24 protein-coding genes are annotated in these 21,136 nt (G+C 40.8%); 10 read left to right on the top strand and 14 right to left on the bottom strand.

The features are described 5' to 3' along the window. Positions 1–11 precede the first annotated feature (11 nt). Positions 12–716 (top strand): Sir2 family NAD+-dependent deacetylase, encoded by a 705-nt coding sequence (gene cobB / locus ACTG7X_RS06260; protein WP_439257672.1) that lies wholly within the window; start codon positions 12–14, stop codon positions 714–716. 63 nt (positions 717–779) lie between these two features. Here cobB and ACTG7X_RS06255 read toward each other — a convergent pair whose 3' ends face one another. Next, the gene (locus tag ACTG7X_RS06255; protein ID WP_439257671.1) at positions 780–1,124 is read right to left on the bottom strand and encodes a DUF496 family protein; all 345 of its coding nucleotides are present in this window, start codon (positions 1,122–1,124) and stop codon (positions 780–782) included. A 200-nt stretch (positions 1,125–1,324) separates the two neighbouring features. Between ACTG7X_RS06255 and serC the strand changes: the two genes are divergently transcribed. The 5 genes from serC (at position 1,325) to recR (ending at position 6,118) form a co-directional block, all read left to right on the top strand. After that, complete coding sequence (gene serC, locus ACTG7X_RS06250) at positions 1,325–2,407, top strand: 3-phosphoserine/phosphohydroxythreonine transaminase (protein ID WP_439257670.1); 1,083 nt, start codon at positions 1,325–1,327, stop codon at positions 2,405–2,407. A 60-nt stretch (positions 2,408–2,467) separates the two neighbouring features. Next, the gene (hisC, locus tag ACTG7X_RS06245; RefSeq protein WP_439257669.1) at positions 2,468–3,568 is read left to right on the top strand and encodes a histidinol-phosphate transaminase; all 1,101 of its coding nucleotides are present in this window, start codon (positions 2,468–2,470) and stop codon (positions 3,566–3,568) included. A gap of 125 nt (positions 3,569–3,693) precedes the next feature. After that, a complete protein-coding gene (gene aroA / locus ACTG7X_RS06240) occupies positions 3,694–4,998 on the top strand; it encodes a 3-phosphoshikimate 1-carboxyvinyltransferase (protein WP_439257668.1) in 1,305 nt (434 codons plus the stop codon). Between the two features lie 110 nt (positions 4,999–5,108). Continuing rightward, entirely contained in the window at positions 5,109–5,438 is a 330-nt protein-coding gene (locus tag ACTG7X_RS06235; RefSeq protein ID WP_439242215.1) for a YbaB/EbfC family nucleoid-associated protein, read from the top strand. Between the two features lie 80 nt (positions 5,439–5,518). After that, entirely contained in the window at positions 5,519–6,118 is a 600-nt protein-coding gene (gene recR, locus ACTG7X_RS06230) for a recombination mediator RecR (RefSeq protein WP_439257667.1), read from the top strand. A 13-nt stretch (positions 6,119–6,131) separates the two neighbouring features. On the opposite strand, the gene ACTG7X_RS06225 is transcribed toward recR, so the two are convergent. From ACTG7X_RS06225 to clpB, 5 genes are all read right to left on the bottom strand, one after another. Beyond that, positions 6,132–6,755 carry a DUF1919 domain-containing protein gene (locus tag ACTG7X_RS06225; RefSeq protein ID WP_439257666.1) on the bottom strand — a complete coding sequence of 208 codons (624 nt, stop codon included), beginning with the start codon at positions 6,753–6,755 and terminating at the stop codon, positions 6,132–6,134. 109 nt (positions 6,756–6,864) lie between these two features. Then, positions 6,865–7,653 carry a cell envelope integrity protein TolA gene (locus ACTG7X_RS06220; RefSeq protein ID WP_439257665.1) on the bottom strand — a complete coding sequence of 263 codons (789 nt, stop codon included), beginning with the start codon at positions 7,651–7,653 and terminating at the stop codon, positions 6,865–6,867. Position 7,654: 1 nt separating this feature from the next. Then, complete coding sequence (gene exbD / locus ACTG7X_RS06215; protein WP_439242207.1) at positions 7,655–8,041, bottom strand: TonB system transport protein ExbD; 387 nt, start codon at positions 8,039–8,041, stop codon at positions 7,655–7,657. 18 nt (positions 8,042–8,059) lie between these two features. After that, entirely contained in the window at positions 8,060–8,515 is a 456-nt protein-coding gene (gene exbB / locus ACTG7X_RS06210; protein WP_439242205.1) for a TonB-system energizer ExbB, read from the bottom strand. 494 nt (positions 8,516–9,009) lie between these two features. Beyond that, positions 9,010–11,580, bottom strand: a complete 2,571-nt coding sequence (clpB, locus tag ACTG7X_RS06205) for an ATP-dependent chaperone ClpB (RefSeq protein ID WP_439257664.1) — start codon at positions 11,578–11,580, stop codon at positions 9,010–9,012. Positions 11,581–11,773: 193 nt separating this feature from the next. Between clpB and dapF the strand changes: the two genes are divergently transcribed. Further along, positions 11,774–12,598: a diaminopimelate epimerase gene (dapF, locus tag ACTG7X_RS06200; protein ID WP_439257663.1), complete on the top strand. Its 825-nt coding sequence runs from the start codon at positions 11,774–11,776 to the stop codon at positions 12,596–12,598. A gap of 82 nt (positions 12,599–12,680) precedes the next feature. On the opposite strand, the gene ACTG7X_RS06195 is transcribed toward dapF, so the two are convergent. The 3 genes from ACTG7X_RS06195 to ACTG7X_RS06185 all read right to left on the bottom strand — a co-directional run bounded on the left by ACTG7X_RS06195 (position 12,681) and on the right by ACTG7X_RS06185 (position 14,511). Further along, positions 12,681–13,457, bottom strand: coding sequence for an ion transporter (locus ACTG7X_RS06195; RefSeq protein ID WP_439242199.1), 777 nt, complete (start codon positions 13,455–13,457; stop codon positions 12,681–12,683). Beyond that, a complete protein-coding gene (locus ACTG7X_RS06190; protein ID WP_439257662.1) occupies positions 13,450–14,151 on the bottom strand; it encodes a hypothetical protein in 702 nt (233 codons plus the stop codon). The genes ACTG7X_RS06195 and ACTG7X_RS06190 overlap by 8 nt, the downstream gene beginning before the upstream one ends. 63 nt (positions 14,152–14,214) lie before the next feature. Further along, positions 14,215–14,511 carry a 5-fold beta-flower protein gene (locus tag ACTG7X_RS06185; protein WP_439242195.1) on the bottom strand — a complete coding sequence of 99 codons (297 nt, stop codon included), beginning with the start codon at positions 14,509–14,511 and terminating at the stop codon, positions 14,215–14,217. Positions 14,512–14,722: 211 nt separating this feature from the next. On the opposite strand from ACTG7X_RS06185, the gene ACTG7X_RS06180 reads away from it, so the two are divergent. The 3 genes from ACTG7X_RS06180 to ACTG7X_RS06170 are packed head-to-tail and all read left to right on the top strand — an operon-like array spanning position 14,723 to position 17,025. Further along, positions 14,723–15,418, top strand: coding sequence for a DUF484 family protein (locus tag ACTG7X_RS06180; RefSeq protein WP_439257661.1), 696 nt, complete (start codon positions 14,723–14,725; stop codon positions 15,416–15,418). Then, positions 15,418–16,302: a tyrosine recombinase XerC gene (xerC, locus tag ACTG7X_RS06175; RefSeq protein ID WP_439257660.1), complete on the top strand. Its 885-nt coding sequence runs from the start codon at positions 15,418–15,420 to the stop codon at positions 16,300–16,302. Before ACTG7X_RS06180 ends, xerC begins: the two co-directional genes overlap by 1 nt. Before the next feature lie 9 nt (positions 16,303–16,311). Further along, positions 16,312–17,025, top strand: a complete 714-nt coding sequence (locus tag ACTG7X_RS06170; protein WP_439257659.1) for an HAD-IA family hydrolase — start codon at positions 16,312–16,314, stop codon at positions 17,023–17,025. Here ACTG7X_RS06170 and ACTG7X_RS06165 read toward each other — a convergent pair. The 5 genes from ACTG7X_RS06165 to artP all read right to left on the bottom strand — a co-directional run bounded on the left by ACTG7X_RS06165 (position 17,014) and on the right by artP (position 20,651). Further along, the gene (locus ACTG7X_RS06165; RefSeq protein WP_439242187.1) at positions 17,014–17,439 is read right to left on the bottom strand and encodes an EamA family transporter; all 426 of its coding nucleotides are present in this window, start codon (positions 17,437–17,439) and stop codon (positions 17,014–17,016) included. The two genes, ACTG7X_RS06170 and ACTG7X_RS06165, sit on opposite strands and share 12 nt — an antisense overlap. 382 nt (positions 17,440–17,821) lie before the next feature. Further along, positions 17,822–18,505: an arginine ABC transporter permease ArtM gene (gene artM, locus ACTG7X_RS06160; RefSeq protein ID WP_439257658.1), complete on the bottom strand. Its 684-nt coding sequence runs from the start codon at positions 18,503–18,505 to the stop codon at positions 17,822–17,824. Then, positions 18,505–19,176, bottom strand: a complete 672-nt coding sequence (artQ, locus tag ACTG7X_RS06155; protein ID WP_439242184.1) for an arginine ABC transporter permease ArtQ — start codon at positions 19,174–19,176, stop codon at positions 18,505–18,507. The genes artM and artQ overlap by 1 nt, the downstream gene beginning before the upstream one ends. Next, positions 19,176–19,892 carry a transporter substrate-binding domain-containing protein gene (locus ACTG7X_RS06150; protein ID WP_439257657.1) on the bottom strand — a complete coding sequence of 239 codons (717 nt, stop codon included), beginning with the start codon at positions 19,890–19,892 and terminating at the stop codon, positions 19,176–19,178. The genes artQ and ACTG7X_RS06150 overlap by 1 nt, the downstream gene beginning before the upstream one ends. A gap of 30 nt (positions 19,893–19,922) precedes the next feature. Further along, positions 19,923–20,651, bottom strand: coding sequence for an arginine ABC transporter ATP-binding protein ArtP (artP, locus tag ACTG7X_RS06145; RefSeq protein WP_439257656.1), 729 nt, complete (start codon positions 20,649–20,651; stop codon positions 19,923–19,925). Positions 20,652–21,136: the final 485 nt, after the last annotated feature.

Raw genomic sequence — 21,136 nt, 5'->3', positions numbered from 1 at the left:
AAGGAAAGAAAATGAAACAACCTAAAATTGTGATTTTAACGGGTGCAGGCATTTCCGCTGAATCAGGCATCCGGACATTTCGTGCCAGTGATGGCTTGTGGGAAGAACATCGTATTGAAGATGTAGCAACCCCCGAAGGCTTTGAACGTAATCCAGAATTGGTGCAACGGTTTTATAATCAACGTCGCCGTCAGCTATTTAATCCAGAAATTCAACCTAATGTGGCTCATTTTGCCTTGGCTAAATTAGAACAGAAATTCGGGGATAATATGTTAGTTGTTACACAAAATGTGGATAACTTGCACGAACGTGCAGGTACAAAAAATCTGATTCACATGCACGGCGAATTATTAAAAGTGCGGTGTAATTGGTCAGGGAAAATTTATGATTGGACAAGGGATGTTACCGAACAGGATCGTTGTACCTGTTGCCAACCACCACGCCGTTTACGTCCGCATATTGTGTGGTTTGGCGAAATGCCGTTACAAATGGAACGGATTTATCAGGCTTTAAGTGAATGTGATTATTTTGTTTCCATTGGCACATCAGGCAATGTTTATCCTGCCGCAGGTTTTGTGCAAGAAGTCAGTTCTCAATGTAAGACTATTGAAATTAATTTAGAACCAAGCAAAATCCGTTCACATTTTATTGATGTAAGAGTGGGAAAAGCCAGTGAAGTAGTACCGCAGTTTGTGGATGAAATATTGGTAGGGTAGAAAACACTTGTTTCTCAGTAGGACACTGAGAAACAGTGTTTAAAGGTCATAATTAAAGCAAAATTATTTCTCGCCTTTACCCAATAAAGCCGCATGCGCTTTATTTTGCTCTTTCATTTTCGCTTTGATTTCACGGCGTTGTTTGGAAAGATCGGCGTTTTTGATCATATAATCATCCACACGGCCCTCATAGTCATCGTGCATATTTTCGATAATCGCACGCACATCCGCAATACTCATGTCGTCACGAATGTACTCGTTCAAATTATCCAATAACAACAAACGTTTTTTATTGTCACGAATTTTGCGGTCATTATCGCCAATTTCACGTAACAACTTATTACGTTGACGATATAAACGCACATATTCTAAAACGTCTTGGAAGGATTGTTTATTCACATTTTCCATAATTTTGTACTCACTATTAAAAAAGATAGCTTAATTTATCCTTTTTTGTCAGTTTCGTCAAAGTGTTAATGCAGAATTTATGGTTAAGATCAATTTTTTCAGGGGATTTTGTGAAAAATTCATTGCCTATCGGCGGTTGTGGTGGTAAAACATAACAATTATTTTAATAGAAAATGCAACATTAAACACAGGAAGTCGCCATGACACAAATCTTTAATTTTAGTGCCGGTCCCGCAATGATCCCGACCGCTGTATTAGAACAAGCCCAAGCCGAATTAGTAAACTGGCAAGCACAGGGTACGTCCGTGATGGAAGTGAGCCATCGTGGCAAGTATTTTATGGAAATGATCACGCAGTGTGAAAAAGATTTACGTGAATTATTTCGGATTCCAGATAATTATAAAGTCTTGTTTTTACAAGGCGGTGCAAGGGGGCAATTTGCGGCGGTGCCAATGAATTTAGCCAATAACAAAGGCAAAGCCCTTTATTTGGTGGATGGGCATTGGTCATCTGTGGCAGCCAAAGAGGCAGCGAATTTTACTCATGTTGATGAAATAAATATCTTAAATTCTGACCGCACTTTGCGAGTAGAACGCTTGGATTTTACCGATATTGCCGAACAATATGATTATGTACATTATTGCACCAATGAAACCATTAGCGGGGTGGAAATCTTTGATGTGCCAAATGTGGGCAATGCTGTATTGGTGGCGGATATGTCGTCGGATATTCTTTCTCGTCATATTGATATTAGCAAATTTGGTGTGATTTATGCGGGTGCTCAAAAGAATATGGGGCCGTCGGGGATTACTTTGGTGATTGTGCGTGAAGATTTAATTGGTCATGCTCGCAAGGAAACGCCGTCTATTTGGAATTATGCGGTACAAGCGAAATCCGATTCTATGATTAATACGCCCCCAACCTTTGCTTGGTATCTTTGTAGTTTGGTGTTTAAACATTTGTTAGCCACAGGCGGTTTGGAGGCGGCTGAACAACGCAATCGTGCCAAAGCAGAATTGTTATATCGTTATTTGAAGGATAACAGTTTTTATCGTAATTATGTGGCAGAAGAAAACCGTTCTATTATGAATGTCACCTTTACCACGGATAATGACGAACTGAATGCCAAATTTGTTGCCGAGGCCACTCAAGCCGGCTTACAAGCCTTAAAAGGGCATAAAGTCTTGGGCGGTATGCGAGCGTCTATTTACAATGCCATGCCGATTGAGGGCGTACAAGCCTTAATTGCATTTATGCAGAAATTTGCACAAGAAAATGCTTAATATTTAATCTGTCAGGGCGTTCATTCGCCCTATTTTTAACTTAAACTGCGGTCAATTTTTATGAAATTTTTACCTTTAGCCAATCAAGGGGTGCAATCCCTGTCTCCTTATCAAGCAGGCAAACCCATTGAAGAATTAGAACGAGAATTGGGCATTACCAATATTATTAAACTAGCATCCAATGAAAATCCTTTTGGTTTTCCGGAAAGTGCCAAACAAGCGATTATTAACCAACTTGATGAACTCACTCGTTATCCCGACAGTAATGGCTTTGCGTTAAAGCATTGTATTGCGGAAAAATTTGCGGTGCAGCCAGAGCAAATTACCTTGGCTAACGGCTCCAATGATTTTATTGAATTAGTGGCTCATACCTTTGCTACGGAACAAGATGAAATTATTTATTCGCAATATGCGTTTATTGTTTATCCGTTGATTACCAAAGCCATTAATGCCGTGGCTCGTGAAATTCCGGCGAAAAATTGGGGACATGATTTAGACGGTTTTTTAGCGGCGATAAATGACAAAACCAAATTAATTTATATTGCTAATCCGAATAATCCAACAGGGAATTTTTTAACTGAAACTGAAATTGACGATTTTTTACGTCAAATACCTGAACGCATTATTGTGGTGTTAGACGAGGCTTACACTGAATTTACTGCAGAACATGAACGAGTGGATTCTTTTGGATTGTTGAAAAAATACCCGAATTTAGTGATTTCTCGCACGCTATCAAAAGCCTATGGTTTAGCAGGGTTGCGTATCGGTTATGCGGTGTCTAATCCAGAAATTGCCGATTTGTTTAATCGTGTACGTCAGCCATTTAATGTCAACAGTTTGGCACAAGCGGCAGCCATTGCGGTGTTAAAAGATGATGTTTTTGTGCAACAGGTGGCGGAAAATAACCGTTTAGAAATGCAACGTTACGAAACTTTTTGCCAACAGCATGGTTTGGATTATATTCCGTCTAAAGGCAATTTTATTACCATTGATTTTAAACAACCAGCGGCACCAATTTATCAAGCCTTATTGCATGAGGGCGTGATTGTTCGCCCAATCGCAGGTTATGGTATGCCAAATCATTTGCGAGTGAGCATTGGTTTGCCGGAAGAAAACCAACGGTTTTTCACCGCAGTTGAGAAAGTATTAACGATAAACTAAATAAATCCCCTCTCCCTCTGGGAGAGGGCTAGGGTGAGGGTAAACAACCCACACCTCCCGAAAATTTCTACGCAATTTTCTCCGTCCTCTCCCAAAGGGAGAGGCTGTATTTTATAGGTATAAAAATGGAAAAAATCACTCTAAACCCTATTGCTCATATTGAAGGCACCATCAATTTACCCGGTTCCAAAAGCCTATCTAACCGTGCCTTATTATTGGCTGCTTTAGCCAACGGCACGACCAAAGTCACGAATTTATTAGACAGTGATGATGTTCGCCATATGTTGAATGCCCTGAAACAATTAGGCGTAAATTATCAATTATCCGAAGATAAATCCGTTTGTGAAGTGCAAGGTTTAGGCGGTGCATTTCAATGGCAAAGTGGGCTAGCCTTATTTTTAGGCAATGCAGGCACGGCAATGCGACCGCTTGCGGCAGCACTTTGTTTAGCCAGTCCAAATGCGACATCAAGTGAGATTGTGCTCACTGGCGAACCACGCATGAAAGAACGCCCGATTAAGCATTTAGTGGAGGCATTATTGCAAGCGGGGGCAGATATTCAATATTTAGAACAAGATGGCTATCCACCCATTGCTATTCGTAATACGGGTCTAAAAGGCGGAAAGGTCAAGATTGATGGCTCGGTTTCTTCGCAATTTTTAACCGCACTGTTAATGGCTGCACCGCTAGCAACAGATGACATGGAAATTGAAATTATCGGCGAGTTAGTGTCTAAACCTTATATTGATATTACCTTAAATATGATGCAGATTTTTGGTGTCAACGTAGAAAATCAACAATATCAACGTTTTATTGTGAAAGGCAATCAGCAATATCAATCGCCACGCCATTTTTTAGTGGAGGGGGATGCGTCGTCTGCATCTTATTTTTTAGCCGCAGGGGCGATTAAAGGCAAAGTGAAAGTCACCGGTGTAGGGAAAAACAGCATTCAAGGCGACCGTTTATTTGCGGATGTATTGGAAAAAATGGGGGCAAAAATCACTTGGGGTGAGGATTTTATTCAAGCGGAACAAGGCGATTTAGTGGGGATTGATATGGATATGAACCATATTCCTGATGCGGCCATGACCATTGCGACTACCGCACTTTTTGCCAAAGGGGAAACCTGTATTCACAATATTTACAACTGGCGAGTGAAAGAAACTGACCGTTTAACCGCAATGGCAACAGAACTGAGAAAGGTTGGGGCAACCGTAGAAGAGGGGGATGATTTTATTCGCATTCAGCCGTTAGCTTTGGTGCAATTTAAACATGCTGAAATTGAAACCTACAACGATCACCGCATGGCCATGTGTTTTGCCTTGATTGCGTTGTCGAATACGGAAGTGACTATTTTAGATCCAAAATGCACGGCGAAAACATTCCCCACTTTTTTTGATGAATTTTTAGCCATGGCAACAGTGAATTAGCTGTAACGTTACCATAAGTAAAATGTGGTTTACTTTTGCGGTTCGCTTGTAGAAAGTCGGTTGATACGCTAAAATACGCTCACTTTTTATCAATAAATAAGGAACAACAGATGTTAGGAAAAGGCGGCCTTGGTGGCTTGATGAAACAAGCTCAACAAATGCAAGAACGTATGCAAAAAATGCAAGAAGAAGTGGCTCAACTGGAAGTGACAGGTGAATCTGGCGCAGGGCTAGTGAAAATTACTGTCAATGGCGCACATAATTGTCGCCGTATTGAAATCGATCCAAGTTTAATGGAAGATGACAAGGAAATGTTGGAAGATTTAATTGCTGCAGCGTTCAATGATGCGGTTCGTCGTGCAGAAGAATTGCAAAAAGAAAAAATGGCAGGCTTAACCGCAGGGATGAATTTACCTGCTGGCTTTAAAATGCCGTTCTAACCCTCACCCAACCTCTCCCAGAGGGAGAGGCGTTTTTATCGTACTTTTTTAAAAGTGCGGTGTATTTCTAAGGAATTTCTATGCAAAGTAGTCCGCTACTGGAAAATTTAGTGGAACATTTACGTTGTTTGCCAGGCGTCGGGCCAAAGTCTGCTCAACGTATGGCTTATCATTTATTGCAACGTGATCGTAGTGGTGGCATGAATTTGGCTCGAGCTTTAACGGATGCCATGTCAAAAATTGGGCATTGCACTCATTGTCGTACTTTTACAGAAGAAGAAATTTGCAATATTTGCGACAACCCACGTCGTCAACATTCAGGTTTGCTTTGTGTCGTGGAAATGCCTGCAGATATTCAAGCCATTGAACAAACAGGGCAATTTTCAGGGCGTTATTTTGTGTTAATGGGGCATTTATCTCCCTTGGACGGTATTGGCCCACGAGAAATTGGGTTAGATTTATTACAACAACGTTTGCAGTCTGAACAATTTAATGAAGTGATTTTAGCCACCAACCCCACCATTGAGGGAGATGCGACGGCCAATTATATTGCTGAAATCTGCCAACAACAGGGCATTAAAGCGAGCCGTATTGCACATGGTATTCCAGTGGGGGGGGAGTTGGAAATGGTCGATGGCACCACATTAACTCACTCCTTTTTAGGCCGGCGAGAGTTGTAGCAAAAGTGCATGGTTATGCACTTTCTTGTTGATTAAACCAAGTCACGTAATCAAACTGATCGTAATATTTTTTACCATTCCATCCCACATAATCAAACAGATCGCCGACTTGTCCTTGTTGCTCAAATCCTTTGATATAAAAAGCAGATTTCAATTCTGGATAAGGTTTGTGGGTAAATACCACTTTGTTAGCAAAGGGGAGTGCGTCAAATTGTTGCAAATGCTGATAAGTGCAACCATCACGATCGGTCATCATAATAAACAGGTTATCCCAATTTATCCGCTGTGAACGCTGTTGCCATTTTTGTTTGGCTTGTTGCTCCGTCGCATAGTGCATAAAGTGAATTTTAATATCTGCTAATTGTCCGATAGGATAATGTTTTTCGCTTTTTACAAAGGTTAATTCCTGATTGTTATAGTATTCAATATTGCTTAAATAACGAATAAAATCATCAGGTTCCAGATAAAGATTAACGAACGGCGAATTAAAGGGCTGATGAAGATCATGCAAAATTAAGGCACCGTTGCAATTACTCGAGATAACCGAAAAATTGCTATTTTTTAACCGCACTTGATTCGACTGATTGATGCTAAGGCGGAAAGGTTTATTGATGATATTTTGTATTTTCTTGAACATGGTGAAATACCCATAAAATAATTGATTTAATCGGGGTTATGTTATCATATTTACCCCAACAAAAAAGCTGAATTCAATTTACCTGAATTCAGCCTTTTAAGATGATAGACTATTGAATTTTAAATTGTACTGGCACGCTAACCGAACTTCCCATGCCTGCAGGACGAGGGCCAATGGATCTGGCACTTTGTACTGCTTGCAAGGCAGAATTATCTAAATCTTCCGATCCAGATGATTTTGATACTCTGGCACCACTAATGGAACCGTCTGCAGCCAGATTAAACACAATCACCACCACGCCTTGCTTTCTCATCATTTTCGCACGTTGAGAATATTTTTTATGGCGTTCAATTTCACGTCTTAAAGCACTTTGATAAGCACTAATTTCTGACGTATTGTTACCACTTCCCGCTAAATTTGGGTTGTTGGTTGTTGCTTTATTGGAAGTTGACGTCGCTTGTGAGTTTACCGCCGCATTTCCCTCCCTGACAGCGTCTGCTTTTACGGCATTAGGATCAGGTTTAGCAATTACTTTATTTACGGGTTCTTTGGGTTTTTCTTTCGGTTTTTCCTTAGGTTTCTCTTTCGGTTTTTCCTTTGGCTTTTCTTTTTTCTTCTCTGGTTCTTTCGGCTTTTCTGGTTTTGGTTTTAATGTTGGATCCGCAACAATCTCCACTTTTTCCGGCTCGGGTTCTTTTTGCGGTTCCACTTCGGGTTCCGGCACGGGTTCCTCAACCGTCGTGGCCATCATCATTTGCATGGAGATACTGGTATCTAACACGCCAGCCACTTGATTGTTGGCCGTATCTTGATTCACCACAAGAGAGAGTACCGCCGCCACTAATCCACCGTGAACGCAAAATGAACCGACAAAACCCAGTAATGAATCTTTTTTCATCTTACTTGCCTTTGTCTTTCATGGTCACAATGGCGACATTGGTGATTTGATTTTTGGCCATTAAATCGGTAATCGACACAAAATCTTGGAATACCGCATTGGCATCTACTTTTAACGTCACTTTTTGGGTTTTATCCCAACTGGCCACTTCTTGTTCTAAGGCCTCTTGTGTAATGGGCTTATCGTTAAAAAAGATTTCACCCTGTTCTGTGACGGTTAATAATTTGGCCAAATCATCAGACTTAAAAGCCACGGTTTGTGAGGCTTTAGGCACGTTAACCTGAATTTTCCCTTGTGAAATAAAAGACGCAGTAATCAATACAATCGCCAGCAAGACCAGCATAATATCAATGAACGGAATAATGTTAATTTCATCAAATTTTTTCATTTAACCATAACTCCGTCATTATTGTTCAATATGTTTTGAGCTATTTAATGCTTTCCATTTTAAACGGCTGACTTCCACTTTGCGTCCTAACGCACTGTAAAATACCATGGACGGAATCGCCACTAAAATACCGATAGCAGTGGCTTTTAAGGCTAAAGAAAGATGTAACATAATGGCGGCCGCATCAATATCCCCAGCGGAATTACCTAAGTCATAGAAAGTTAATAAAATACCAATTACTGTCCCTAATAAACCAATATAAGGTGCGTTGGCCCCAATGGTAGAAATAATGGTTAAATGACGATTAAGATCGATATCTAAAGCATGAATATTGCTGTAACTGCTGACTTTGATTTTGCTCAGGAAAATATAACGTTCAATCACAAACCAAACCATAACAAAGCTCATTAAGCAGAGTAATCCGATGATAATAAAATCACTGTAACTTTTTAAAAAATCAAATAATGCTGGCATAGCCACTTTCCTTGTCTAAATAATAAAAAACTAATTGATAATTAATTTCAATTGAATGGCGAATTGTAGCAAATTCATCCAATGAGATAAAGAATATTTTTTATTTTCAAGAAAATAACAAGATATTATGAGAAGAAAATAACAAACCCCTAGACATATAGACAGGGGTTTGTGTATAATTCCTTTCGTGCTATGGGGCAAGCAAAGTGCTACGCCAATAGCACTTTGCCCTATTTGTTACCAAGAACCGCCTTAGCAATATAGCACTAAGGAGGTGATTTATGTGAAAGCATCAGAAATCGTTCTGATCCTAATGCTAGTTTTCTTGCTAGCAGTGGCAATCAGTATCAAAGTTTTAGCGATTCTAGAGATACTGATTGATGTGATCACTAAACTAGCCTAAACGGCTAGGAAGTAGGCAGGTTCGCTACCTGCCTACGACCTTTTCTAATTATAAGCCTTTCATTTCAAATTTCAACCATTTGATTTTTCATTTACTGAGCAGCCACCACTTGACCATTCACATAATCCACCGTAATCACCTGATCAGGCAACAATTTACCCGACAAGATTTGTTGTGCCAATGGATTTTCGATTTCTTGTTGAATCGCCCGTTTCAATGGTCTTGCCCCATAAATTGGATCGTAACCCACTTCACCAATGAAATCTAACAAGGCATCACTAAATTGTAATTGATAGCCGTGATAAGCCATACGTTTAGTTAAGCGTACTAATTGAATTTGAGCAATGGCTTTAATGTTTTCTCTGGCAAGAGGATGGAACACCACGGTTTCATCAATACGGTTGATAAATTCAGGGCGGAAGTGTGAACCCACTACGGACATCACAATTTCTTTCATGCCGTCATAACCCAAATCTTTGTTCTCTTGAATTAAATCTGAACCAAGATTAGAGGTCATAATCACCACCGTATTACGGAAATCCACAGTACGACCTTGTCCATCGGTTAATCGTCCATCGTCCAATACTTGCAATAAAATGTTAAACACATCGTGGTGTGCTTTTTCCACTTCGTCTAATAAAATGACGGAATACGGACGGCGGCGAACGGCTTCGGTTAAATAACCGCCTTCTTCATAGCCAACGTATCCAGGGGGAGCCCCAACCAAACGCGATACGCTGTGTTTTTCCATAAATTCGGACATATCGATCCGCACCATCGCATCTTCATCATCAAATAAGAAGTTCGCCAAGGTCTTGCAAAGCTCAGTTTTACCCACCCCAGTTGGACCTAGGAACAAGAATGAGCCAATCGGACGATTAGGGTCAGAAAGCCCTGCTCGGCTACGGCGAATGGCGTTCGCCACGGCTTCCACCGCTTCACCTTGCCCGATCACCCGTTTATGCAACTCGTCTTCCATTCGCAACAATTTTTCTTTTTCGCCCTCCATCATGCGAGAAACAGGAATCCCTGTGGCACGAGAAAGCACTTCAGCAATTTCTTCGTCTGTGACCCGATTACGCAACAAGGTCATTTCTTTGCCTTCGGACAATTCGGCATCTTTCAATTGTTTTTCAAGGCTTGGGATCACGCCATATTGCAATTCGGACATTTTATTCAAATCGCCAGCACGGCGAGCTTGCTCCATTTGGGTACGAGCATTTTCTAACTCTGCTTTAATATGTTGTGTGCCAGAAAGGGCGGCTTTTTCGCTTTTCCAGACTTCTTCCAGCTCCGCATATTCCCGTTCTTTTTCTGCTAATTCCGTTTCCAAGGTTGCCAAGCGTTTACGGCTGGCATCGTCTTCTTCTTTTTTCAACGCCTGTTGTTCCAATTTTAATTGGATAATACGGCGATCGAGTCTATCCAATGGTTGCGGTTTAGAATCAATTTCCATGCGAATGGAACTTGCCGCTTCATCAATTAAATCAATGGCTTTGTCAGGCAACTGACGATCCGATATATAACGATGGGAAAGCGTTGCCGCTGCCACAATGGCAGGGTCAGTAATCTGTACGTGGTGATGCAACTCATAACGCTCTTTCAAACCACGCAAAATTGCAATGGTATCTTCAACAGTCGGCTCGTCCACAAACACTTTTTGGAAACGGCGTTCCAAAGCAGCATCTTTTTCAATATATTGACGATATTCGTCCAACGTAGTCGCCCCCACGCAATGCAATTCACCCCGAGCCAAGGACGGTTTGAGCAAATTGCCAGCGTCCATCGCCCCGTCTGTTTTGCCAGCCCCGACCATGGTATGAATTTCATCAATAAATAAAATCACTCGCCCTTCTTCGGCAGCCAACTCTTTAAGCACGGCTTTTAAACGCTCTTCAAATTCACCGCGGTATTTCGCCCCGGCGATCAACGCCCCCATATCGAGCGACAAAACCCGTTTATTTTTCAAACCCTCAGGCACTTCGCCGTTGACAATGCGTTGTGCCAAGCCTTCCACAATGGCAGTTTTCCCCACCCCTGGTTCACCAATTAACACTGGGTTGTTTTTGGTACGGCGTTGCAACACCTGAATAGCACGGCGAATTTCTTCATCACGCCCAATCACAGGATCGAGCTTGCCTGACTCTGCCCGTTCGGTTAAATCAATGGTGTATTTTTGCAATGCTTGACGGCTTTCTTCTGCATTTTGATCGTCCACTTTCTGCCCCCCACGAATTTGTTTAATCGCCTGTTGTAAACTCTCTTTTTTTGCACCGCACTTGCGTAAAATCTGGCTCAAGCTGCCGTTATCTTCTAATGCGGCTAACAAGAAAATTTCAGATGAAATAAATTTGTCTTGTTGCTGTTGAGCGATTTTGTCGCAAAGATTTAAGATATTCACCAACTGCCGAGAAATCTGCACATCTCCGCCATTACCTGATACTCGAGGTAACTTATTGAGTTCATTATTTAATTCATTGCGTAATAAACTCAAATTCACCCCAGATGCAGTTAAAATCGGCGCGATAGAACCGTCTTGCTGATTTAACAGTGCAGTCAATAAATGCACAGGTTCAATAAACTGATTATCTTTACCCAACGCCAAAGATTGTGCATCGGCAAGGGCTTGTTGGAATTTAGTGGTAAATTTTTCAATATTCATAGCATTTCCTTAAAATTAGGTTGTTGTTACTGTCAAGATCAATATGCTCCCAATTTTGGCAATTTCAAGGATTATGTTAAATTAAATTGTGATTTTTATCGCCTTTCTACTAAAAACAAGTACCGAGATTTACTCAACGCCCATTGCCCATTATAATGCCTAACAACATAAACGAATTTTAAGGACGAAAACAATGCAGTTTTCAAAAATGCACGGCTTGGGTAATGATTTTGTGGTGGTAGATGCGGTCACGCAAAATGCGTATTTTCCCGAAGAATTGATTAAAAAACTCGCCGACCGCCATCGGGGGATTGGCTTTGATCAGTTATTAATCGTGGAGCCACCTTACGATCCAGAATTGGATTTTCATTATCGCATTTTCAACGCCGATGGGAGCGAAGTATCGCAATGTGGCAATGGGGCAAGATGTTTTGCTCGTTTTGTTACGCTCAAGGGATTAACCAATAAAAAAGACATTGCGGTCAGCACGGCAAAAGGCAAAATGATTCTGTCCGTATTGGACGATGAAAATGTGCGAGTCAATATGGGCGAACCTATTTGGCAACCTGCAAAAATTCCGTTTATTGCCAATAAATTTGAGAAAAATTATATCCTGCGAACCGATATTCAAACCGTGTTTGCCGGTGCCGTATCTATGGGCAATCCGCACTGCGTGGTGCAAGTGGACGATGTACAAACCGCTAATGTTGAACAACTCGGCCCCTTGCTCGAGAATCACGAACGTTTTCCCGAACGAGTGAATGTGGGCTTTATGCAAGTGGTGAATCGCCAACACATTAAATTGCGAGTGTATGAACGGGGAGCTGGCGAAACGCAGGCTTGTGGCAGTGGGGCTTGTGCCGCAGCGGCTGTCGGCATAATGCAAGGCTTGCTAGATAACAATGTGCAAGTGGATTTACCCGGTGGCAGTTTGCAAATTGAATGGCAAGGGGAGGGACAGCCACTGTATATGACAGGATCGGCAACCCATATTTATGATGGCGTGATTAAACTTTAGGGGACGTTTTTTCTGAATTTTGCCAAGTAAAAAATGCGTGATGAAATTAACCCCATCACGCATTTTATTGTTTGTTCTCTACTTATTTTTGCTTAAGTAACAATGCTTTGATTTCAGCAAGTTGTTTTTCTAAATTGTGAATCTGATGATGTAATTGTTCTTCACTGTTGTCAGATTTAATTTCATTCAGGGAATCAACGATAATACCAATCACTAAATTTAAAACCACATAGGTGGCAATAATAATAAAACTAATAAATACCGCCCAAGCATTAGGGTCTTTTTCCATAATCGGGCGTACAATTCCCATTGACCAACTTTCAAAAGTCATAATTTGGAATAGGGTATAGCAAGTTTCACTAAATGAACCAAACCATTCTGGAAAATCAGCACCGTATAAATTGGTAATTAAAACCGCATAGACATAGTAAACAATGCCTAATAAAACGGCGACGCCGAGCATGGGTTTAATGCTATTAATCAATGCCGTAGAAATACGTTGCATTTTGGGTACGACGGAAATAATCCGTAACACTCTCAATAAACGGAAAATACGGAATACGGAAAGAATGCTAGATTCAGCAAATAACGAGGCGGATACAATCAGAAAATCAAAGAGATTCCAGCCATTTTTGAAAAATTTGAGTTTGCTAACATAGAGTTTGAGAATAAGCTCAACGGTAAATATGCCCAAACAAATTTCATTGCTCCAATAGATTAAATCGGAAAATATGGCACTGAATTTAGGATTAGTATCTAGGCCTAAAACAACGGCATTGATGATAATAATCAACAAAATAAATTGATTAAATACCTTTCCATAGACGAAAGAAGCAATTTTTTCATTCACCTTATTCATGATGATGTTCCTTATTGTTGGGGGTTAATTTATCTTTAAATGAATGGTAAAATCCATACATATCAACAATTTTAGCCGTGCTATAAGTCAAAGGTGTTTGTGTGCCTGCAAAATCCTTGACCTTTAATTTTGTTTTCAAGGCTTGAATTTCTTCCTGATGTTCAAGGGAAAATTGATAGATAATTTCTAAAGAATGTTGATTAAATGCGCCAAAACTACAATTTTTGTCTGAATAAGTTTTGGCAAGTTTTTTGAACGTTTGACTGAAATAAAAGTCGTAAGCAGGCGCAATGGCAAATACGCCTAATAAGATTTTGGTGACTAACACAATATCACGTTCATTATTTTCAATAATCCGTTTTTTCACCTCTTTATATAGTTGCAAAATACGCTCAAAATTCTCGGGTTTAATTTCTGTATCCCAAAGTGCGTTATCTTGTTTAAGAATAAAGTCCACCAACTCTTTTAAATAAAGTGGATTTTTTTGCAATAAAAAACTGGCTCGCAACATGCCCCAACTGGATAAATAGCCCCATAAAATATAGCAGCCTAATTTTACATCATGACGTGATGTGGTATTGCTTGGGTGAAAATGGGCATAACAAAAATCAAAAGAATAGTAACGATGTGTCATTAATGTACTTTCATCAACTAACGCATTGATGGTGCTTAAAAAATCGTCTTGCTTGGGCATTTTAATATATCCTTAAAAAACACGCCAATGTGCTAAAAGGTGCAACACATTGACGTGTTAGGGTTAGAAAATTTTTTTAATTAGAAAATGATAAACGGCGGCAATCATTGCATCTTTTTCTCGCTCAATGCCTTTAATGGTAAAATCTGAAACTTTGCCAATATTAGAATAGCGTGAATTTTGTACATATTGACCATCAACTCGCCCTAGTCGTGAAAAACGAGCATCTTCAATATAGTTACCATTAATTCGCCCTAGTCGAGAAAAGCGAGAATCTTCAACATAATCCCCATTAATTCGTCCTAAACGTGTATGACGAGAGTCGAAAATATAACCATCTTTAAAATATTCACCTGCCATTTTTAACTCCTATTATGTGAAAATGTAAATTTAAGTAATTTGTTCTATTGAACAAACAATATTCTACAATCGTTTTTTTTTTGCACAATTGGAATTTTTTTAAAAATTAAAATTAGGTTATTTGATGTGGATATTGGGATTGTCAATAATGGTTGAATGATGTATCTTTATTGCTATCGCATTTTGGGCTGAAACCTTAAGGAATACCGTTGTGAACGAAAATGAATTGGAACAACAAGTGGTCAACTTTCTGCAAAAAACACCGCACTTTTTTGCCCAACATTTGGATTTATTAGACAATCTGGTTATTCCCCACGCTCAAAAAGGGTCGCTGTCCTTAGTGGAAATGCAATTAGAACGCCAGCGTGAACAGATTAAAACTTTGCAAGCGGAGTTGGCGATTTTTCAAAATTTAGCCCATCAAGAACAGGATATTTTCTTTGCTTTAATGCCGTTACAGAAAAAATTAGCCTGTACGGAAACCCTTGAACAAGGGGTGGAGGTGCTAAATCAATGGGCGAAAAAATTTGATTTGCAACAGGTTAAGTTATTGTTATTTAGGGATAAATGGCAAGGGGAGCAGATCGGCGAAAATTATTGGTTGGATCGTAAAGGCTTTGAATGGATCCGCCTTGAACGCTTTGGGTTACGCCGTTTTTATTTGGGCGAATTAAGCAATCGGGAAAAATCCTTGCTGTTTTTCCTAGACGAATTGCCAGTGGGATCGGTGGCGTGCTGTTTATTGGGCGTGAAACCGAATCAACATCAAGCCAACGGCATTTTGCTGTTTTCGGCACGAGATACACAACATTTTTACAATGGGCAAGATACCGCCTTTTTGTCCCATTTAGTCAATATCGTGGAATTGCATTTACACCGTTGGCTGTTCGCTTGTGAGAAAGAATAATGGAACAATGGCTACAAAAATACTATGATTTTTTGCGGATTGAACGCCAACTTAGCCCGCATACTTTGGAAAATTACCAACGGCAATTAACTGCCGTGTTGACGTTGCTCAATGAACAAGGCATTCAAACATGGCAACAGGTCACCCCAAGTGTGGTGCGATTTGTGTTAGCCAGTAGCAAAAAAGCAGGCTTACATGAAAAAAGCCTCGCTCTCCGTCTTTCCGCTTTGCGTCAATTTTTAAGTTATTTAGTGGTGCAAGAACAACTTAAAGTCAATCCTGCGGTCGGCATTTCTGCCCCGAAACAAGGCAAGCATTTGCCGAAAAATATTGATAATGAGCAAGTGGCTAAACTGTTGAATAATCAAAGTAAAGAACCCATTGATGTGCGAGATCGGGCAATGTTGGAATTGATGTACAGTTCGGGCTTACGTTTATCGGAATTGCAAGGTTTGGATTTAAGCAGTTTGAATTTACGCACTCGAGAAGTGCGAGTGTTGGGGAAAGGCAACAAAGAACGCATTTTGCCCTTTGGTCGTCATGCGTCAACCGCCATTCAAGATTGGCTCAAAGTGCGGTTATTATTTAACCCGAAAGACGATGCCTTGTTTGTGAGTTCGCTCGGCAATCGCATGTCGCACCGCTCCATTCAAAAACGCATGGAAATTTGGGGAATTCGGCAAGGACTAAACGCACATTTAAATCCGCACAAACTACGCCATTCTTTTGCCACTCACATGTTGGAGGCCAGCTCCGATCTACGTGCGGTGCAAGAATTACTTGGGCATAGCAATTTAGCCACCACGCAAATTTACACCCATTTGGATTTTAAACATTTAGCTGATGTGTATGATCAAGCACATCCTCGAGCCAAAAGAAAATAGGAAAATAGCATGATTTTTTACCGCACTTTGACCCCATTTAAAGTGATCAGTTTTGATCTTGACGATACGCTTTATGATAATGTGCCAGTGATTCATCAGGCTGAACAAAAATGTATTGAATTTCTGCGAAATGCCAGCCAAATTGCGGAATTTAGCAATGAAATGTGGTTTGACTGTAAAAAACAGATTTTCCAACAAGATCCCATTTTTTGTGAAAATGTGACCCAATGGCGAATTAAAACGATCCATAGGTTACTGCAAAAATACGGTAAAAGTGCGGTGGAAATTGAGCGAATTTCGCAAGATTGTATTGCACATTTTCTCCATTGGCGACATCAAATTGATGTGTCACAACAAAGCCTTGATGTTCTCAATCAACTGAAACAACAGGTTCCTTTGGTTGTCATTACTAACGGCAATGTGGTGCCTGAACGCATTAGGTTAAATCAATTTGATCTGGTTTTAACCGCTGGCGTACAAGGACGAGCGAAACCCGAACCCGAGTTATTTCAGCAAACGGCTCAACATTTCGGTATAAAACCGAGCGAGATTTTGCACGTGGGGGATAATTTGGATACAGACGTAAAAGGGGCAATTCAAGCAGGCTGTCAGGCAACGTGGTTGAATTTATCGGGCAAAGGGATTACTCAGTTTAGTGATGCAACGTTATTGCCAACGGTGGAAATAACGGATTTAGCCGAGCTGCTTTTATTACAAAGCTAAGACTAATACCCCAGATAAAATCAAAATCGATCCCATTAAAAGTTTCAGGCTAAAGGGTTCACCAAGCACCACAATGCCTAAAATAATCGCAATTACCACGCTGAGTTTATCAATAGGTGCCACCCAAGAGGCGGGGGCAAGTTGTAAGGCTCGATAATAACAAAGCCATGAAAGCCCAGTGGCAATACCCGATAGAATAAGAAAGGTGAACGGACGAGCCGCAATATGTTGGGGCAGTTGCCATTCGTTTCGCATGGTGATAATGCCAGCTACTACAAAGAAAATGACGATAGTACGGATGAACGTCGCCAAATTGCTATTCATGCCCTCTACACCGAGCTTGCCGAAAATAGCCGTTAATCCTGCGAAAAAAGCAGAACCGATAGCGAACCAAAGCCAATTTGTTTGAAACATTTTTTACCCTCACCCTAGCCCTCTCCCAAAGGGGGAGGGGATTGTTACAAGGGCGGATACAGAGATCCGCCCCTGCAAGTCCCCGTCTTTGCCGCCTGAAAAGGATTTAATTTGTAGGGAAAGTTGTACTGTCTGAGCGTAGCGAGTTTACAACTTTTCCGTTAAGCAAATTGAATCCTTTTCAGGAAACAAGGAAAAATCGGGGTTACCTTTCTTTTTGCTTACTTTTGCTTTGCACGAGCACAAAATCCAAAGGATTTTGAACGTTGGCTATGCCAACGGCCCGAAGGGCGAGCGTAGCGAGTAAAGAAAAAGTAAGTCGCCATCGGCGAAATCCGATCTTAATAAACAGCCAAAATCATGACAAAACAACAAAAAATATTTACGCTTTTGTCACTTCCAACCGCTCAAACCGCAACACTCGTCTTTCCAAACGGCGTAAAAAATAAGTCGCAATCCCCGTAATCACAAGATAAATCAACCCCGCCAACCCATAAATGGTAATCGCATCATATTCCGTGCCATACAACTGTTTCGCATACCCCATAATATCCATAATCGTAATCGTGGACGCCAGTGATGTCCCTTTAAAGACTAAAATAATCTCATTAGTATAAGACGGTAAAGCTCGTTTTAAGCCATAAGGTACCAAAATTTTCAGCGTTTGCCAACGGCTTAACCCCAAGGCAGAACAGCTTTCCCATTGGCCTTTGGAAATCGCTTTCACCGCACCATGAAACAGTTGAGTTGAATAGGCGGCACTGTTTAATGCCAAGGTTAACATGGCACAAAACCAAGCGTCAGATAAACACAACCATAACGGGCTATCCACAATCCATTGAAATTGCCCCGGTCCCGAATAAATCAGAAAAAATTGTACCAATAATGGTGTGCCAGTGAATAAAACTAAGTAAAAATTCACCGCACTTTTTACCCATTTATTCCCCAAGGAAAGCAAAAATGTCAGCACCACGGCCAATAAAAAAGCAATCGTCAACGACACGGCGGTTAATAACAAACTGGTTGGGATCCCTTGTACAATCACCGATAAATAATCTTGCCACATTATCTCACCCCTCGTTCAAATTGGGTAAAACGCACTTCCAGTTTGCGAATAAACACTTGGCTAATCAAGGTAATTGCTAAATAAATTAACCCAGCGAGTGCATACCATGTAAACGGCTGATGGGTGCGAGTATTAATTAATTCCGCCTGACGCATTAAATCACTGACACCAATTAACGACACCAAGGCGGTATCTTTTAACAGCACAAGCCATTGGTTGCTTAACCCCGGTAAAGCATGTCGCCAAACTTGCGGTAACACCAAGCGAATAAAGGTATAAGGCCGGCTTAACCCCAGTGCGGCCCCACTTTCCCATTGCCCCACTGGAATCGCCTGAATAGCCCCACGCAAGGATTGCGAGGCATAAGCGGCAAAAATCAGAGAAAGGGCTAACACACCGCAACTAAAGGCACTAAATTCTACATATTCACCGGTGATTTTCTCGACTAATTCCGTTGAGCCGAAATAAATCAGCAAGACCACAATAATTTCGGGTAGCCCACGCAACAAACTAACGAATACAGCGGTGGGTTTTCGCACACAACTGGCTTTATTCATTTCAAGTGCGGTGAAAATCAGCGAAAAAAATAACCCCACAATCAGCGAACACACCGCTAACCCTAAGGTCATTAGGGTTGCGGCGTACATTAAGGGCAAGTAATCGAAAAACATTATTTCGCCGTCATCCATTTATCATAGATTTTTTGATATTCGCCACTGGCTTTCACGGCAGCAAGACCTTTGTTGAGTTGATCGACTAAGTCTTTGTTTTTCAAATTCACCGCAATGCCTAAGCCATTACCGAAGTAGCTTGAATTTTCCACTTTTTCACCAGAAAAGGCCAAGCCCTCGTTGTTGTTAATCATATCTAACAACACTGGCATATCGCCGAAGATCGCATCAATACGACCATTTTTAATGTCTAATACCGCTTCTTGCAAAGAGGCATAAGGTTTCGGGGTATATTGGGTTTCTTTCACAATATAGCTTTGGAAAGTCGAACCATTTTGTACGCCCACTGTTTTAATGGTGTTAAAATCCACGCCTTTTTTGGCAATAAAGGTCGCCGCACTGGCAAAGTAAGCATCACTGAATAACACTTGTTTAGCACGAGCTTCCGTAATATCAATAGCCGAAATCGCCGCATCAAAACGTTTTTGTTTTAACCCTTGAATTAGAGCATCAAAGGCTTGATTTTGGAAAGTACAGTTGGCTTGAATTTCTTTACAAATGGCATTGGCCACATCCACATCCAAACCAATAATTTCACCTTTTTCATTGGTCATTTCAAAAGGAGGATAGCTCGCTTCCATGGCGAAACTAATATCTTGTGCTTGTGCAGCAAATGCGGTGCCAGCGAGAATTGCCGTTAAAAGTAATTTTTTCATAATGTTATGTCCTTGTGATTAATATAAAAGTTAGTGAGAGAGATACTGTTTAAACTGTTCTGTTTGTGGATGTTCAAAGCAACTGGCGTCGCCCATTTCCACAATATGCCCTTGTTCCATATACACCACTTTGGTGGCGACTTTACGAGCCATGGCCACTTCGTGGGTGACGATCACTTGGGTAATCCCTGTTTCCTGTAATTCCTGAATAATCGACACGATTTGAGCCGTGATTTCAGGATCCAGTGCTGCCGTTGGTTCATCAAACAGCAACACTTGCGGTTTCATCATCAACGCCCGAGCAATGGCCACACGTTGTTGCTGACCGCCTGAAAGCTGTAATGGAAAGCGATCCGCATGTTCTGCTAAACGTAAACGTGTTAATAATTCGAGTGCTTGGCTTTTTGCCGTTTCCTTGTCTAACCCCAAGATCTTCATTGGGGCTTCGATTAAATTTTCTAATACCGTAAAGTGTGGCCATAAATTATATTGTTGGAACACCATGCCGACATTTTTACGTAATTGTAAAATTTGTTTTGGATCGCTTTTTTGGGATAAATCAAATTGATTATTGGCAATACTTAATTGCCCCGATGTTGGGGCTTCTAATAAATTCAAGGTACGAATTAACGTACTTTTACCCGCCCCACTGGGGCCGAGTAATACCACGGTATCGCCATCTTCTGCACTGAGGTTTATGTCGAACAGTGCTTGGCTTGAGCCGTAGAAAAAATTGAGATTTTGAACACTAATGGTCATTGGTGGATATTCTCTTTATTGGTTGAGTGAAAATATATTACTTATTTTTGCATAAGTATGCAATATGAAATGTTGAATTTGAATAAAAATTTATTGTTTGGGGGGAAGTGTGGTGGTTTTATTGATAATTTAAGGTTTATTGAGAGCGGGTTTCGCCCGATGGGCGACTTACTTTTTCTTTACTCGCTACGCTCAGACAGGCAAAATTTAGCTAAAAATACCAAAACACTCAGGCGGTTTAGACGGGGCCCCATTTAGATGGTGCGTAGGGGAGGAATGATGTGTTTGTCTGAAATCTAATTTATTTTTACCCTCACCCCAACCCTCTCCCAAAGGGAGAGGGGGCAGATTGAGGAAAAAATTAAATCTATAATAATAACAAAAAAGTCCCCTCTCCCTTTGGGAGAGGGCTAGGGTGAGGGTACAACCTGATAACATAGTTTACATAATCCCTAAAGACATCGTTTACATTCCTGTGTAATCAT

Source organism: Lonepinella sp. BR2271 (genome assembly GCF_051851515.1).
GTDB lineage: Bacteria > Pseudomonadota > Gammaproteobacteria > Enterobacterales > Pasteurellaceae > Lonepinella.
This window is presented reverse-complemented; position numbering and strand designations above follow the sequence as displayed.